Origin of the sequence: Leptolyngbya sp. GB1-A1 (assembly GCF_039962475.1) — a bacterium.
Lineage (GTDB): Bacteria > Cyanobacteriota > Cyanobacteriia > Elainellales > Elainellaceae > Leptolyngbya_A.
The window spans coordinates 362,702-378,857 of sequence record NZ_JAMPLI010000002.1 but is presented as its reverse complement, the minus strand read 5'-3'; the positions used below and the strand labels follow the sequence as shown (position 1 = coordinate 378,857).

12 protein-coding genes are annotated in these 16,156 nt (G+C 52.1%); 6 read left to right on the top strand and 6 right to left on the bottom strand.

Features of this window, described 5'->3' with window-relative positions:
• The first annotated feature begins 300 nt into the window (after positions 1–300).
• Positions 301–1,605: an efflux RND transporter periplasmic adaptor subunit gene (locus NDI45_RS03570; protein WP_348246343.1), complete on the top strand. Its 1,305-nt coding sequence runs from the start codon at positions 301–303 to the stop codon at positions 1,603–1,605.
• The gene (locus NDI45_RS03565) at positions 1,602–4,949 is read left to right on the top strand and encodes an efflux RND transporter permease subunit (protein WP_348246341.1); all 3,348 of its coding nucleotides are present in this window, start codon (positions 1,602–1,604) and stop codon (positions 4,947–4,949) included. Before NDI45_RS03570 ends, NDI45_RS03565 begins: the two co-directional genes overlap by 4 nt.
• A 4-nt stretch (positions 4,950–4,953) precedes the next feature.
• Here NDI45_RS03565 and NDI45_RS03560 read toward each other — a convergent pair whose 3' ends face one another.
• Genes NDI45_RS03560 through NDI45_RS03550 form a run of 3 tightly spaced genes read right to left on the bottom strand, consistent with a single transcriptional unit; the run spans position 4,954 to position 6,590 of the window.
• Positions 4,954–5,373: a PIN domain-containing protein gene (locus tag NDI45_RS03560; RefSeq protein ID WP_348246339.1), complete on the bottom strand. Its 420-nt coding sequence runs from the start codon at positions 5,371–5,373 to the stop codon at positions 4,954–4,956.
• On the bottom strand, positions 5,370–5,669 hold the full coding sequence (locus tag NDI45_RS03555) for a hypothetical protein (protein WP_190794465.1): 300 nt from the start codon (positions 5,667–5,669) through the stop codon (positions 5,370–5,372). Before NDI45_RS03555 ends, NDI45_RS03560 begins: the two co-directional genes overlap by 4 nt.
• Positions 5,670–5,717: 48 nt before the next feature.
• Positions 5,718–6,590, bottom strand: coding sequence for a lipid kinase (locus NDI45_RS03550; protein WP_348246337.1), 873 nt, complete (start codon positions 6,588–6,590; stop codon positions 5,718–5,720).
• A 365-nt stretch (positions 6,591–6,955) separates the two neighbouring features.
• Between NDI45_RS03550 and NDI45_RS03545 the strand changes: the two genes are divergently transcribed.
• On the top strand, positions 6,956–7,672 hold the full coding sequence (locus tag NDI45_RS03545; protein WP_190794454.1) for a heme oxygenase (biliverdin-producing): 717 nt from the start codon (positions 6,956–6,958) through the stop codon (positions 7,670–7,672).
• 354 nt (positions 7,673–8,026) lie between these two features.
• Here the strand turns inward: NDI45_RS03545 and NDI45_RS03540 are convergent, their stop codons facing one another.
• Positions 8,027–10,255 carry a transglycosylase SLT domain-containing protein gene (locus tag NDI45_RS03540; RefSeq protein WP_348246334.1) on the bottom strand — a complete coding sequence of 743 codons (2,229 nt, stop codon included), beginning with the start codon at positions 10,253–10,255 and terminating at the stop codon, positions 8,027–8,029.
• A 415-nt stretch (positions 10,256–10,670) separates the two neighbouring features.
• Here NDI45_RS03540 and NDI45_RS03535 point away from each other — a divergent pair, with 415 nt between their 5' ends.
• Entirely contained in the window at positions 10,671–12,137 is a 1,467-nt protein-coding gene (locus NDI45_RS03535; RefSeq protein WP_190794456.1) for a leucyl aminopeptidase, read from the top strand.
• Between the two features lie 273 nt (positions 12,138–12,410).
• Here NDI45_RS03535 and NDI45_RS03530 read toward each other — a convergent pair whose 3' ends face one another.
• Positions 12,411–12,992 (bottom strand): chromophore lyase CpcT/CpeT, encoded by a 582-nt coding sequence (locus NDI45_RS03530; RefSeq protein WP_190794457.1) that lies wholly within the window; start codon positions 12,990–12,992, stop codon positions 12,411–12,413.
• A 256-nt stretch (positions 12,993–13,248) separates the two neighbouring features.
• Between NDI45_RS03530 and NDI45_RS03525 the strand changes: the two genes are divergently transcribed.
• Positions 13,249–13,476, top strand: coding sequence for a hypothetical protein (locus NDI45_RS03525; protein WP_190794458.1), 228 nt, complete (start codon positions 13,249–13,251; stop codon positions 13,474–13,476).
• On the opposite strand, the gene NDI45_RS03520 is transcribed toward NDI45_RS03525, so the two are convergent.
• Positions 13,451–14,341 (bottom strand): DUF3598 family protein, encoded by an 891-nt coding sequence (locus NDI45_RS03520; RefSeq protein WP_348246331.1) that lies wholly within the window; start codon positions 14,339–14,341, stop codon positions 13,451–13,453. The two genes, NDI45_RS03525 and NDI45_RS03520, sit on opposite strands and share 26 nt — an antisense overlap.
• 376 nt (positions 14,342–14,717) lie before the next feature.
• Between NDI45_RS03520 and NDI45_RS03515 the strand changes: the two genes are divergently transcribed.
• Positions 14,718–16,142: a septal ring lytic transglycosylase RlpA family protein gene (locus NDI45_RS03515; protein WP_348246329.1), complete on the top strand. Its 1,425-nt coding sequence runs from the start codon at positions 14,718–14,720 to the stop codon at positions 16,140–16,142.
• Positions 16,143–16,156 lie beyond the last annotated feature (14 nt).

Sequence of the window (16,156 nt, the reverse complement as noted above, 5' to 3'; positions counted from 1 at the left end):
GTAAAACGATAAGAAGTTTTCTAAACAAAGCTGCGTTTCCCCAATAAAAACTAAAGGATTACAAGCAAAACTCTAATTTTTTTAATTCTCTTTGTTTAATCCTCTTTGAATCGACCATTCGAAAACGTTTTGCCTCTACGCCTCGATCGCCCGCAGCCCGCTTCGATAGATTCCCCCGCAGCCCGCTTCGATAGATTCCCCCGCCGGACTGATTGTGGAGCTGCATACTAAGCAAGTGAGTTTGAGCGTGTACAGTGTTAATAAATCGTAAAATTTGTCCTTTGCCCTTACCTACTCCCGATGCGCTTTCCCTTCACCGTTCGCTTTCTGATGGCGACGATCGCTCCCCTAGCAGCTCTCGGTTTATTAACGGGCTGCAATATTTCCCAGCGGGCAGACGCTCAATCCCAGGCTTCTCAATCTCGTCCGGCAAATGCCCCGACTTCGGTTGAAACTGCGGTTGCCGAGACAGGTTCGCTGCAAGATGCGATCGCCTACACGGGTACAACCCAACCTGCCAGAGAAGTCGCACTGCGATCGCAGGCAGAGGGACGACTGCTAGATCTGGCGGTGAACGTGGGAGATGCGGTCGGACGCGGACAGACGATCGGGCAGGTAGACGATCGCTTGCTGGTGGCACAGGTGAATCAAGAGCGGGCAAATCTGGCAGCCCTTCAGTCGGAGGTCGCCCAGGCGCAGGCAGAAGTCAGCGATGCCCGAACGCAGGTTGAACAGGCACGAATCGAGCTTCAGCAGGCCCAGGCAGACGCCAATCGGCTTGAATTGCTTGCTCGGGACGGAGCCATTACTGCTCAGGCAGCAGAACAGGCACGAACCCAGGCAAACACGGCACAGCAAGCACTGCGATCGGCCCAGGAGCAGGTGAGAACTCAGCTTCGGGCAGTGGAAGCGGCTCAGGGTAGGGTTGCGGCACAGCGAGCCACGTTAGCCGAAGTGCAAGCCCGCCAAAATTACTCGGTGCTGACAGCTCCGATTAGTGGAACTGTTGTGCAGCGGACAGTTGAACCGGGAGATTTGGTACAGCCGGGGGGTGAAGTGGTGCGGCTGGGCGATTTTAGCCAGGTCAAAGTGGTGGTGCAGGTGTCGGAGCTAAAGCGAGGTCGGCTGCGGGTGGGGCAAACGGCAAATGTGCGGCTGGATGCTTTTCCCAATCAGCAGTTTCGGGGGGAAGTGATTCGCATTTCGCCGGCAGCAGATCCGACAGCGCGACAAATTCCGGTCGAGATCGTGATTTCCAATCCTAATGGGGCGATCGGCAGTGGATTTTTGGCGCGGGTGCAGTTTCCCACAGGTGACAACAGTGGCGTGATCATTCCTGAAAGTGCGCTGAGCGTGAGCGGAGAAAGCGATGTAGCGCAGGCAGCCGCCGGATCGAAAGTGACCTTATTTGTAGTGCAGGGCGAAGGACAGAACGCAACAACCGTAGCGCGGTCGATTGAAATTGGCAGCCGGGAAAACGGTAAGGTTGAAGTGCGATCGGGTTTAAAGCCGGGTGAAGCCTTTGTGGTGCGGAGCAGTCAGCCGCTTAAGGAAGGGCAGCCCGTGCAGTTCAGTATTTTGTCAGAAAGGGGACAGTCGCAATGAGCCAGGATGGACGATCGCCCAATCTTCAGCCTTCGCGGAAAGCCTTTAGCATCAGTTCGGTTTCGATCCGGCAACATATTGGCACACTGATGCTGACGCTAATGGTAATTGTGCTGGGCGTGTTTTTCCTGGTGCGGCTCCCGGTTGATTTACTGCCGTCGATCACTTATCCGCGTGTGTCGGTGCGTGTGCAGGCTCCGGGCATTTCGCCGCAGGTGGCAGTGGATGAAATTACCCGCCCGCTGGAGCAGGCCCTTTCAGCAACCGATGGCGTGGAGCAGGTTGTTTCTCAGACACGAGAAGGGCAGGTCAGTGTGGATCTGTACTTTCAGCCGGGAGGAAACATTGACCAGGCTTTAAATGATGCGACTGCTGCTGTCAACCGGGCAAGAGGGGATTTACCGGATACGGCGGAGCAGCCAGAGTTATTTAAGTTTGACCCGTCTCAGTTGCCGGTTTACGAGTTTGCCCTCACGTCCCAAACGCTTCAGGGGGTTGATTTGCGCGTCTTCGCTGATGAAGACCTAGCGCGAGAACTCACGGTTGTTCCGGGCATTGCCAGCATCGATGTAGCAGGCGGACTTCAAGAAGAAGTGCAAATCAATCTGGATCTCGATCGCCTGCAAGCGTTAGGAGTCGGTCTCAACGATGTGCTGACAACTCTGGAAGACCGTAACCAGGACACCTCCGGCGGACGCATTTCCGGCGGCAATACCGAATCCCTGACGCGAACGATCGGACGTTTTCGCACGGCAGATGAAATTCGCAATTTGTCGTTTGATGTGAATCGTCCAGCATCTCAATCCGGTTCACAAAACGCTTCACAGGGAAATTCACAAATCAGCTCACAAACCTTTCCTCAAACTGTCTCTCAGCGTGTCTATCTACGTGACTTTGCTCAGGTCAACGACAGCACAGAAGACCAACGCGTTTTTGTCACCCTTAATGGAGAACCTGCGGTTAAAGTCAGTGTTCAGAAGCAGCCGGATGCAAACACCATTACCGTAGTCGATGGCCTCAAACAAAAGATTGAATCGCTGCGATCGTCTGGTGTAATTCCTCAGGATTTGCAGATTACAACAACGCTAGACGAGTCTCGCTTTATTCGCAACTCGATTTCTAACGTGACCTCTTCCGGTCTGAGTGGGGCAGCATTAGCGGGAGTTGCCGTGCTGCTGTTCTTGGGGTCGCTGCGGCAAACGTTGATCATCGTGCTAGCGATTCCTTTGGCGTCGCTAGTAGCCATTATGCTAATGGGAGTATTTGGCTTGTCCATGAACGTGTTCAGTCTGGGAGGGCTGGCGTTGGGCGTGGGAATGGTGGTTGACAACTCAGTCGTAATGTTGGAAACCATTGTCAAAGGGGTTAGTACGTCTCGCAACAGCGGAGATTCCCACGGAGAGGAGAATGGCAACGGACATCACCCTGCCCCTTCCAAGCAGTCCCGTGCCCAGATTATTGATGAAGCAGAGCGCACCAGTCAGCAGCTTGAGTCAGCTCTGCTGGCTGCCACCACCACAAACCTTGTTTCCGTGATTCCGTTTCTGCTTATTGGCGGCTTTATTTCGCTGCTATTTAATGAGCTGATTCTAACCGTGAGCTTTGCAGTGGCGGCTTCGCTGGTCGTGGCGTTGACGGTCGTGCCGATGCTTACCTCTCGCCTGCTGGCGGTGCGGTGGTCGAGTCGGGTGGGCGACTTCTGGCTGCTGCGAAATTTTCGGCGGCGGATTGAGGATGCAACGGTGCTCTACGGTCGCCTTCTGGGGCGGGTGCTTCAGCATCGCGTGGTCGCGATCGTCCTTGTTGTTCTCTTACTCGGCGGTGGTAGCGTGCTTATGGCAAGGGGAATTCCACAGGAAATCTTGCCGCGCATCAATACTGGACAGGCAAGACTCATTGCTCAGTTTCCGCCGGGAACACCTCTAGAAGACAACCGCAAGGTCATGGAGGCAGTGAACGAGCTGATGCAGCAACAGCCGGAGACGCAATTTGTGTTTACCACTTCGGGCGGTTTCCTCTTTGGCAGCAACACAAGCGAGAACCCTTTGCGCGGCTCCAGCAGTATTACGCTGAAACCGGGAACTGATATTGAGGCATTTGTCGATCGCATGAACGGCGAACTCCGAAAGCTCAATCTGGTCGATACGCGGCTAAGGCTATCCCCAGACTCAGTGCGGGGTCTGGTGCTGAACAACTCTCCGGTGCGCGGCGGCGATATTGACTTGGCATTGCAGGGAGACAATGAACAAACGCTCAGGCAGGCAGGGGCGCAAATTCTAGCTGCCCTGGATCAGCAAGCAAAACTAGCTCGCTATCGCCCGGATGCTGACCCACCTCAACCAGAAGTGCAGATTCGCCCAGATTGGGAAAGAGCTGCTGCTCTGGGGCTTTCGGCACGGGATATCGGTGAAACCATTCAGACGGCGATTGAAGGCAGCATTCCCACGCAGCTTCAGCGGGGCGAACGGTTGGTTGATGTGCGGGTGCAGATCCCATCTGATGCAATCCAGCGACCAGAAGCACTGCGGGGCATTCCTTTATTTACAGAAGACAATCGCCTCGTACGTCTGGAAGAAGTGGCAACGATCGAGTCCGGGCAAGCTCCGGGACAGATTCAGCGCATCAATCAGCGGCAGGTGTTTCTCATTGCCGGAAACCTTTCGGAAGGGGCAAGCCTGGGTGATGCCATTGCTGAGAAAGATGCAATTATCGGTCAGCTTCAGTTGCCGGAAGGCGTGTCGTTCCTGCCCAGTGCCAGTGCGGAAACATCAAAGCAAATTCAGGACGCGGTAATTCTATTAGGTGGACTAGCTTCTTTCCTCGTGTTTACTGTGATGGCAGTGCAGTACAATTCGCTGATCGATCCGCTGGTGATCATGCTCTCGGTTCCGCTGGCTCTGGCGGGCGGTATCCTGGGCTTGTTTTTAACGAATACGGCGATCGGCGCGACGGTAGCTGTGGGAGCCGTACTGCTGGTAGGAATTGTGGTGAACAGCGCAATCATTATGCTCGACCTGGCAAACCAGATCCGCGCTGAGGAGGGAGCTGACCCCTATACGGCAATCCTGCGGGCTGCACCAGAGCGTCTTCAGCCGATTCTGATGACCACCATTACCACCGTCATCGGGATGTTTCCCTTGGCATTGGGCATTGGCGAAGGCTCAGAATTCTTGCAGCCATTAGGCGTCGTCGTGTTCGCCGGACTCACCGTTGCCACTCTGCCCACGCTAATCATCATTCCCTGCTTCTACACCCTGTTCCACGATATTCGCTGGCGAACCTGGCGTAAACGGCGATCGATTCAGGCACTCCAGGGCGTTTCGGAACCAATCTCTCAGCGGTAATTTCCTACTCCGTTGGGACAAGCTGCTCAAGAAGCTGCCTAACAGTTAGCACTCGAATTGGGGAGGCAGCGAAACGTAAATCGCGCGTCACGATTGCATCCAATCTTCGGTCGAATGCACAGGCAATTTGCACAGCATCCTCAAAATCTGGGATTTCAAATTCCAGAGCATGTCGCAGAACAGCACGATTAACTGGACAAATTCTCATTACTGCCAATATTGTTCTAACCGCTTGTCTTGCTCGCTCAATGCTTTGAGTATGGCGCCTTGCAATGTAGAAAATATTGGTCAAAGTAGTCGCTGTCGCATAGCCAATCGCCAGTCCTGATTCAATTGCCTGAAACAAAGCGGCTGCATCCTCCAAAAACGGCTCCCTTTCAAGCAGAAAATCCAGAATGATGTTTGTATCTACCAAAATTTTCATTGCAAGTATTTTTCTATCCGTCGTTCCTCTAGCAGCTTTTGAACTTCAGCATCAGTAGGAGTTGGCTGGTCGGTTTTTAAGAGTCCGCCCATCTGGCGAATTGCAGCCGCCCGTCGTGCTTGACTTTTTGTTGAAGCAGTACTCCTCACAAGAGCCTCGATCGGAGCTAATGATGCCGATGAATCATTTGGATGCTCAGGCACATCCTCAAGTGACTCGGTAATGAACTGCAAGAGAGTACGCCGATCGCTCGCCGATAATTGCAGGGCAAGCTCTTGAACTTCTTGCAGGGAGATTTTTGGCAGAGACATTGTAAGACTTATTGGAAGCTCAGTATTTAGATTTTAATTCCCAGGCACAAAGACGCGAATCGCCTGGGGAATCACCTTAAACTGAGCCGGGGTTTCGGTCGTAATTTCGCCATCGGTATCGATCGCGGTTGGAGTGCGGGTGTAAATCGTGAATTCTTGGCTATGCAAAATCCGAACCCCGCGTCCTGCGGCATATTGTCCGCGTGTGAGGGCAGGCAGTAGCCAGAAAATTTGCCACCAGTGCTGAAGTTCCATGCTGCACAGGTCGAGTCGCTGGTCGTTGATTGCTGCATCTGCCGCTACGGTTAAACCGCTGCCGTAATATCGCCCGTTGCACACGGTAATCTGGTAACTCTTGACGCGAATTACTTCGCCATTGCAGTGAATTTCAGCACGGAGCCGTCGCTGTTTCAAAATGAGCTTCAGGGCAGTCACCGCATAGGCAACCACGCCCCATTTGCGCTTCAGGTGTTTCTCGACCTGGCGATTAATGCTGGCACTCAGCCCTATCCCTGCCACGTTAAAAAAGTAGTGCCCATTCACCCAGCCCAGATCAATTGCCTGAATTCGACCCTGAGCGATCGTCCCACAGGCTTCCGTCAAATCCGTCGGAATTCCCAGCGTTCGCGCCAGATTATTGGCTGTGCCCAGCGGCAATACTCCCACAGGCAACTGAGTTTGCAGCAGTCCTTCGATCGCCGCATTCACGCTGCCATCTCCGCCGCCGATCACCACGCAGTCCACCTGATGCTGATATTGCCGAATCACGTCTGGAAAGCGATCGGGCGTGGCTTCAACCGGAGTCAAATCAAGATTTTGCGCTTCGAGCGATCGTTTGACCTGTGCGCTAGATGCCGCTCCGCGACGAGCGTGAGGATTAATTAGCAGCAGTGCCCGTTGTGTCACGATCGTTCTTGCCTCATCGTTTCCGCCTCATCGCTCTTGGCTCTCAGTTAGCTCCTTTCATTTCATTATGGTTCTACTAAGATAGTTTTCATTATGGTTCTACTGAATCGTTTTCCTCAGCTCTCAAGCCCTGGATTCTTAAAACACTCCCCTTGTAAATTTTAATTTTTGCAACCGATCATCCCACCTGCGTAAGAATTTTTAACACAAACGCTCATCAAATCAGTTTACTGTAACAATCTAGGTGCGCCTTTCGATATAGTTTTTCCTTCAAGCACCTCGTGTTCTCAGGTGCAGTCACCGAAATTCGGTAACCCGTTTATCCATATCAAACCTTAATTGAGACGTTGAGTAGGAACTTTAGCATGAGCAGTAATCTCGCAACAAAGCTCAGAGAGGGTACGAAAAAAGCCCATACGATGGCGGAAAACGTCGGTTTTGTGAAGTGCTTTCTCAAAGGCGTGGTAGAGAAAAATTCCTACCGCAAGCTCGCAGCAAACTTCTACTTTGTGTATTCCGCGATGGAAGAAGAAATGGAGCGTCACCGGGAACACCCTATTGTTTCTAAAATTTACTTTTCTGAGCTGAACCGCAAAGCGAGTCTGGAACAAGACATGCGCTACTACTTCGGCAACAACTGGCGAGAGCAAATCGAGCTTTCCCCTGCAGGCGAAGCTTATGTGCAGCGCATTCGTGACATTTCCAACAACAGCCCCGAACTGCTGATTTCCCACTCCTACACGCGCTATCTGGGCGACCTGTCTGGTGGACAAATTCTCAAGAACATTGCGCAGCGCGCTATGAACCTGGCTGAAGGTGAAGGCACGGCTTTCTACGAATTCCAGGACATTTCCGACGAGAAGGCATTCAAGGCAAAGTATCGCCAAACACTGGACGAACTGCCCATCGATGAAGCAACCGCCGATCGCATTGTGGAAGAAGCCAATGATGCTTTTGGTATGAACATGAAGCTGTTCAACGAGTTGGAAGGCAACCTGATTAAGGCGATCGGTCAAATGCTGTTTAACTCGCTGACTCGTCGCCGGACGCGCGGCGCAACCGAGCTGGCAACCGCTGACTAGGGCGAACAAATCAAGACATTGGCTCATTGAGTCATCGGGTGTCAGATTTCAGGTTTTTTCACACCGTCATCAGGCAAATCGTTTGTGATTGGGTGAAAGAGACTTGAGAACTGGCACCTTAGTTGTTGGTCAAGTTTGGGGCGTTGCTGAATTTAAGTATTGATTCGCCCCCCTAGCCCCCCAAAGTTGGGGGGAACTACTCTTCAAAGTCCCCCAGCATTGGGGGATTTAGGGGGCGATGCAGGAGCTCACTTGGGTTCTTCATATTTCGATTCAGCAACGCCAAGTTTTGTTAGTCGAGTTTTATTTAGGGTCAGATCCAGACCCGGTTCTTCCAGGTTTTCAGTAACTGAATTAATTGCGATGAAGCACAGCATGGTTTTCAGAAAACTGAGCCAGCTTTGCAGACACTTCCGGGTTATAAATTCGTAGATAGTTCCAGTAGTTTTCTAATACCGAAGTAACATACCCCTTAGTTTCGGGATAGGGAATGCGTTCAATAAACTGATCAGGATCGATCGCCCCAAATTCCTGCACCCACTCGGCAACAGCACCCGGTCCCGCATTGTAGCTGGCAACGGCAAGCAAAGAGTTGTCTTGATATTCGCGATGGGTGTAGTTGAGATACCAGGTTCCGATTTTGATATTGTCGGTTGGATTCTTGAGATTGTAGTTTTTGAGGTTAATCTGGCTTGCCACCCACTCCGCCGTTTCCGGGATGACTTGCATTAAGCCGATCGCCTCTGCCACAGAAACAATTTCCGGTTCAAAGCGGGATTCCTGGCGCATCAGGGCAGTGATCAGGAGCGGGTTGATTTGCTGCTGTTGGGCGGCTTGCTCGATCGGCTTCAGATATGGGAACGGATAGAGTGCTTGCCAGTAAGCGGGCTGCTGCTTGATTGCTTTTGCCTCTGCTTTTTCAGCAGCGGAGTCACGCCACCCCAGACTGGAGAGCATATAGATGCCGTCTAGATTGTCGTTCACACCAAGGCGCAGCAGTCCATCGGTAAATTGTTCTGCCACAGTGGGCTGACGATAGTTCGTGAATTCCACTTGCCACTGCGACCAGGCGTCGCGTTTTTGACCCAGCCGATATAGTTCTTTAGTCGCGTCTGAGCCTGCCAGCAAATCGGGACGAATTTCGGGTTTGACAACCTGGGGCTGCTTGGTGCGAACCGAGGAAAAGTCGCCTACGTTCTCCCAACCCAGACTACTTGCCGATCGCCACGCATAGTAGGATTGCGGGTACTGGCTCAGGGTGTATTCAAACGCTTTCGCAGCTTCTTGCGGTTTGCCCAGTGTAGTTGCCCACTTTCCGACCCAAAAAGAAGCTTCAGGGGCGAGTTCGCTGTCAGGATTTTGCTCTACAACCTGCCGCGCCCATTCCCAGGCAGCCTGAGCATCGCCCTTTTTGGCGTTAAGTTCTGCCTGCTCCCAACGGATTTCGGCTGCCGTCTCCGATGCACTGTACTGCGTGAGAATCGACTGTCGGGCTTTTAGAGCCGATTCATTGCTGCCCATCGCTTGCAGCAGCTTTGACTTTTTCAGCAGAGCTTCCGCTGCTTCGTTGGGAAACTGGTTGATGGCTCGATCGAGATAGCCGATCGCCGCCTGCGGGGTTTCTGCCAGGTCAGCCAGACGCACCAGTGCCATCCCGGTTTCCTTCGCATCGGGAAAAGCCTGAACCAGGCGATTATAGAAATTGTAAGCAGTTTGCCCCTGTTCGTTAAGCTGCGCCCCTCGTCCCGCCCGATAGAAATTCAGCGGCGTATTTGGAGCCTTGGCATAGGCAGAAGCCGCACTGCCATACAGCCCATTTTCCCAGGCAGCAAAGCCGATCGCCTCCCAGTCTTCAGGCTTGAGTTGACGGGCGTACTCGGTTCTTAGACGATCGAGAATGCCGCGAATATTAGGCAGATAGACTGCGTGACGTGTCAGCAGCAGAAGCATTCCTGGCTGGTTGGGTTCTTTCTCTAATCGCGTGATCGCAATTTCAACGCTGCGGGGGTGGGCCGGAAACTGGTCAAGCGCCTGATCCCAAAACTGCGGATTTTGCTTGCCCAACTGAAACAATGCTTCTGCAGCGATCGGAGCTTTAGGGTATTGCTCGACAAGCTGCTTCCAGGTCGCTTCAGCTTGGGCAGAGTTCCCAGTTGCGCGGTAAGCCTGCGCCCGCTTTGCCAAAATCTGCGCTGCCAGCACAGGGTACTCTTTTTCCAGTCCCTTCAGCCAAGGCAGTGCCTTACCGCCATGATCCTGCTGAATCAAATCGCTTGCCAGTAAATAGCGGGCACGACTTCGATCGATCGAAGGGGAACCCTTAGCAATTGCTTCCAGCTTTGCCGCCCGTTCTGCCGCCGCTTGAGTTGCCAGAGGCAAAACCGCTGAGTCCTGCGCCGAAGTCAAATTGAACGAAGCCGAATTTAATTGTGCCGGAATCGACTCAAAAGATTGAAACCAGGAGCTGATCAAGGGTACATGGCGAATTTTTCCGGTCAGCGTCAGGGCGGAGGCAGTCGCACCTGTCAGCACGGTTAGACCGATCGCCGTCAGCAGCACTTGCTTTTTGGGGAGCTTGAGCATGAAGCTGGGGGAAGAGGACAGTTAAACTTCAGTCACTTTAACAAATGCTGAGCGAATCGCGGTGATGTTTACGAAGCGGATATTTGAAAACTAAAGCTGCGATCCGAACTGCCCCCTCACCCTCCATTTCTACCGGGGAAACGAGAAGTTTTTGGGTTTAGTGCTTGAGGTTTGCTGGCTCCCTAAATCCCTCAATTCTAGAAGGCTTTGAACGATCGGGAAGCCTATTCCAATCAGGGCAATGCGGGCCTAGGGGCAGTGTGGGACAGTTGCGACCGCTTAACCAATCTGTAAGCAGAATTTTGTTGATTGATAACGATGAGTTCTGTTGGTTCACAAACGAGGTTCAAACGGAGATCCAAACTCAAAACAATACGCAATACTGGAGGAAAGTTCTTTTCAGGTGATGTCAAGCATGGAGCTTCGAGGAATTGACACACCCCGGCTAGAGTGGTCGGGCGATTGTTTAGTGATTGGCTTGTTTGAAGACGACGTTGAGCTATCCGGCGATTTGGCAGAACTCGATCGCAAATTTAACGGCGTCCTGTCTGAGCTAATTGCTGAAGTCGAGTTTAAGGGGAAAGAAGGCAGTACGGCAGTTACGCGCACCGGAACATTGCCTAAAAAAGTCGCGATCGTTGGTTTGGGCAAAGCAGACGGACTAAAGCTAGACACCCTCAGGCGATCGGCTGCCGCTGTGGCTCGGTTGGGCAAGCGGGAGAAAGCAAAAACGCTAGGAATCAGTCTGCCCGTCTGGAACAGCGACCGTGTACAAACCGCACAGACGATCGGCGAAGGCATTGAACTGGCACTGCATCAGGACAATCGGTTTAAGTCGGATACCGAAGAGAAAGGATCAAAGCTGGAGACGATTGAGCTATTGGGTTTGGGCGGTCAAGACGCTGCCCTGACTTGTGCCCGCCAAATTGCCTTGGGCGTGATTCTTGCCCGTGAACTGGTTGCCGCTCCCGCAAATATTGTGACGCCGCCTGTGATGGCAGCAACCGCCGAAGCGATCGCCCGTGAGTACGGCATGGACATCCAGATTCTGGAGCAGGAAGACTGCGAAAAGCTGGGAATGGGTGCATTTTTGGGAGTGGCAAAAGCCTCTGACCTGCCGCCTAAGTTTATTCACATCACTTATCGTCCCGAAGGTACGCCCCGGAAGAGAGTGGCGATCGTCGGCAAAGGACTCACTTTTGATAGCGGCGGCTTAAACGTCAAAGGGGCAGGCAGCGGCATCGAAATGATGAAAACCGACATGGGCGGGGCAGCGGCTACCCTGGGCGCAGCTAAGGCGATCGGCGCACTCAAGCCAGATGTGGAAGTGCATTTCATCAGTGCCGTTACCGAAAACATGATCAGCGGTCATGCCATGCACCCCGGCGATATTCTCACTGCTTCTAACGGCAAGACGATCGAAGTCAACAACACCGATGCCGAAGGTCGCCTGACGCTAGCAGACGCGCTGGTGTACACCGAGAATCTAGAACTGGATGCGATCGTTGATCTGGCAACCCTGACTGGAGCCTGTGTGATTGCTCTGGGCGATGACATTGCTGGAATGTGGACAGCCGATGAGTCGCTCGCCAATCAGCTTGCCCAGGCGGGCGAAACCGCAGGCGAAAAATTCTGGCGGATGCCGATGGAAGAAAAATATTTCGACGGGCTGAAGTCAGGCGTTGCCGATATGAAAAATACTGGACCCCGACCGGGCGGCGCAATTACCGCAGCACTCTTCCTAAAGCAGTTTGTCAAAGAAACCCCTTGGGCGCACCTAGACATCGCTGGACCTGTCTGGGCGGACAAAGAAAACGGCTGCAATAATGCTGGAGCAACAGGATTTCCGGTGCGGACGCTGGTGAGTTGGGTGTTGAGTTAGGGTGAGGGGATGAGGAGGTGCGAATTTTCAATTGTTCAATTGTGTTCAATTGATAGATAAAGCGGTGAAGGGGGCGATCGACGAGGTTCAAGAACTCAGCGTAATGTCTGATCAACAACCTTCCGATTCCCCATTTTCCCACCTTCCCATCTCTCATCTCCCATCTCACCGAGTTTTCTTTGAACCACTGCTTAAGTATCTTTGCATCAGGAAGGATTACGGGTATCGAACTTATCTTTTAGCAATCGCGAATGTCAGTGGGGTTCCAGAAGTTTATTCTTGGCTGGAGTACTGTTTAATTTTCTGAAATTCATAGGCTCCCATCACTGCGCCCCACAGTGCCTGTCCTGTAGTTGAATCAACGCCCCGATCGAGACTCAAAAAGCGATCGACACTGACTTCAAACCCTAATACGACCTGACGAGTTTCGCCGTTGTACTGAAAGCAGCATTTTGTGTCCGGTTCTGGGCTAGCTGTAAAGCAGTCATTCTGAAACTGAATGCTGAGGCAACAGCCAGGAAGGAGCTCCAGATCCTCTAAAGTAATTCGCTTCAAAAGTTCAGGATTTAATCCTGCGCCGCGCACGCGATCGGGCTGACGAAAGCCAAAATACTGCGCCTGAAACTGGGCGGGCTGCTCGGTCGGTTTCAGCACCCACACCCGCTGCCGGTAGGGATTGTTGAGATACAGTGCGTTTGCCTGCTCTGCAAAAAGGGTGGGATGTCCGTCAATGGCGATCGGAAAAGGGCGATGCCACAGCCGCAGATGCACAAACCAGATTGGCTGATTGAAGGCTTGAGCCTGATTGTCGAATTCTCCTGTCAACCACTGGGTCAGCGTCGCTAAGGTAGACATAAAAAAGGCAATAAGAATTCTCTGTTTTGAGTGCTCTGTTTATGATTGTGTAGCAAAATAAACATTCTGGCAGCCATTGGACAGGGTAATTCGATCAGACGAGACGGTGAATACAATCGGGAATGCCAATGTCAGCGTGAAGTTGATGCAGGAAGGACGATCGCACTAAGGACTAAACGACATATTAAACGCCTCGATCGATGGCAGAATGAGGGCTGACGCACGATTGAGATGAATTATGTAACGGAGAACAAATATGTGGCGGGTAATCATTCAGTGTTCTGCGGCAAGCTGGCGTGACCATGGCACTGAGTTTAAGACGATCGCCGAGCAGTATCCAACAACACTACTGGCTTCTAAGAAAATGAAAGATGATGAGCGGCGAATTATGGAATATCAGCTTGAGAACGTCAATGATGTCGAAGAATTTATCGAAGCCTGCATGACGCTGGACGGATTCACGGCAACCTTTGAGGCTCTTTAACTTCCAACCCTGATTCAACCTTCAACACGGATGGGGTTCGATGCTCTGTCACCAAAGTAAGACCGCTCCAGCCGCCCTGCGCGTCGTAGCTGCGAATCATGCGCTGTCTCAAATTTGGCTCAATTAGCCAGCCTGCCTCTAGCAAGAAGGGCTTATCTCTGGGAACCGTGAGGGGCGTATTAGAAGAAGCTCCATCCGGCAGCAGCAAAACCTGAATCGGAAAGCTTCCCTGGTCAAACAGCAACCGTGAACCCTGAATCGCTGCGCTGGAGGCAATTTCAATTTGGGGCAGGGTCAATTTTTGGTGCAGTCTTTCCGCTTCTCGCCAGATCGAGAGATGCGTTGGATAGTGATCGGGGCTACGCCAGTCCGGGTAAAGGGTAACGGCTTCGCCCTGCCAATTGCCCAGTAAAGCGTCAACCGTCAGCAGCGGACGATGACCGGGGGAAGTGTTCTGCCGATGTTCGCGAATCAGCGTCAGCCTAGAAAGCCAACTGTCCTGGTCAAAAAGCTGCACCAGCCGTAACCGTCGATCGCCCAAAATGAAGCCTAACTCCGCTCCAAATTCTGCAAAAGGACCAAACTGAAGCGACCCCTGTGAAAAGGCTCCGTCTTCAAAAAACAGTGTACTGCGGTTCAACGAAGAGTATTCCAGGACTTTGTTTTGCTGAAGTGTTCCGTCTGCATTAAAGTGCTGAATCGTTTGGCGAACGGTTTGATTGTTGTTGATTCCATCTAGCGTAATGATCGATCGCACATCTTCTTGTACGCTACCATCCGTCTGAAGACGGGTAAATGATCCTTCCCAAACGCCCAGATTCAGCAATAATCTATCCCATTGAGAAGTTGCGTTTAGATGTGACATTTTTTAATAATCTCTAAGAACGTTAGGAAGAGATTTTTGTGAAAGGAGAGTAATTGATTAGAATGGTTTATGTTGACTCCTATGTTGACAGCCCGTACTTCCTAAAATTATGGTCTCAATTATGGTCTTCGATGTGAAGCAGTTTATTGAAGGAGGTACTGGTTCCGTAGTCTCTTTATTAAATTTTACAAAATTCGCTTAACAAGCTTAATTCTGTTTTTGTCCTGATTCCATCTGCGTGAGTTCCTAGCGCTCATCTACCGCAGCATTCACTGTTTGATTCATGAATTTGTTTTCCTGGTTGTGGATTGTTTCCTGGATTGGTAGTTGTTTATTTACACAGGCTCTATTGAGAGCAGCTCATGCCTCTCCCCCAGTGCCTCATGCATCGGTTTCAAGTCAATATAGCTCCCCGTTGGTTGCCGTTCTATTACAGGCTCCGTCTACGGTGAAGTCTCCACTGGTAAAGCCTCCGCTGGTAAGGTTTCCGGTGAAGGAATTAATGTTGCACAGAAGTTCTTCTGATAGGGCAATTGATTCGCTCTTTTCCCAGTCAGCCCTACCTCACTCCACTGCTCTATCAAGTTCCTTTCTATCAAGTTCCTTTGCTTCGGCTGCTTCGGCAGAAGGCGTCACAAAAATCACGGCTGCTTTTGCGTTGCCTGAGCTGAGCAATTCAGTTGCCCAACTCCCCTTTGATCTGCTTCAGACTCATCCCGTCACTGCGCCCACTTATCCTGCTAACAGCACCGTATCCCATCGCCTGCTGCAACTCGTGAACCACCTCTCGCGCTGGACAAAGGGTATCAGCGAAGCACTACGCCTGGTTCCCCTGGTGACTGTGGTGCAAATCAATCCGCCGCCTCTAGAGGTCGATCGCTGGAATGTGCTGGGATTGGACGATTTGGGTGTTCCTCCTGCTGAGGCTGCCGATTTTCCCCAACCGTCTTGTTTGGGCGAAGCAACAGAAACCTTTCCATCCACCCTGACTTCGCTGTTTCAGGTGCAGGTGCGCGGCAAGCCGATCGCCGAATTTCCCACGCAGCAGCAAGCAGAACAATGGGCTGAACGCCTGCAACGGGTCATTCAGATGGACAACTTTGACCCACAAACGCTAAAACCTGTCCTGCTCGACGGCACACCGGGCGGTAAAGCAGGTGAAGTGCCGATCTTCTGGGTTGAACCCGAACTAGCGTTGCAGCTCGATCGCAGTGCTGAGCTATTAGCCATCACCTGGATTAACAATCTGAGAACGGCACTCAATGTTCCCGCCCTGAGCCTGGTCGAGTCTCAGAAACAAATGCACGATCTGGTGGTCACCGACGATCGCCTGGAAGGAACCGCGTCCTGGTATGGTCCCTATTTTCACGGTCGGTTAACTGCTACAGGCGAAACCTTTGACCAGACTGAGCTGACTGCCGCCCACCCGTCGCTGCCTTTTGATACTTACTTGAAGGTAACAAACCTGGAAACGAGCAAAGCGGTGATTGTACGCATTAACGATCGCGGTCCCTACTTTGAAGATCGATCGCTAGATCTGTCTCGTGAAGCGGCGCGCTGCCTCAACAGCGAAATTTCTGGCGTGGTTTCCTACGAGGCAATCATTATGAAGCGTTCTTCTGGGGCGTTTGATGCAGCTTCTGTCGAGGAAGTTCCGACTGACAGCCCGACTGATGTAACGGATCAAATCGCAGCGAACGACTCTTCTCAAACCGCAGCCAGCCCAGAGGAACAACTGCAACCCGTAGATTCCTCTAGCAGCGCAGAAACCCCGGCATCTTCAGAGACAGCAAACCCCTGACAACAAGCTGTGCT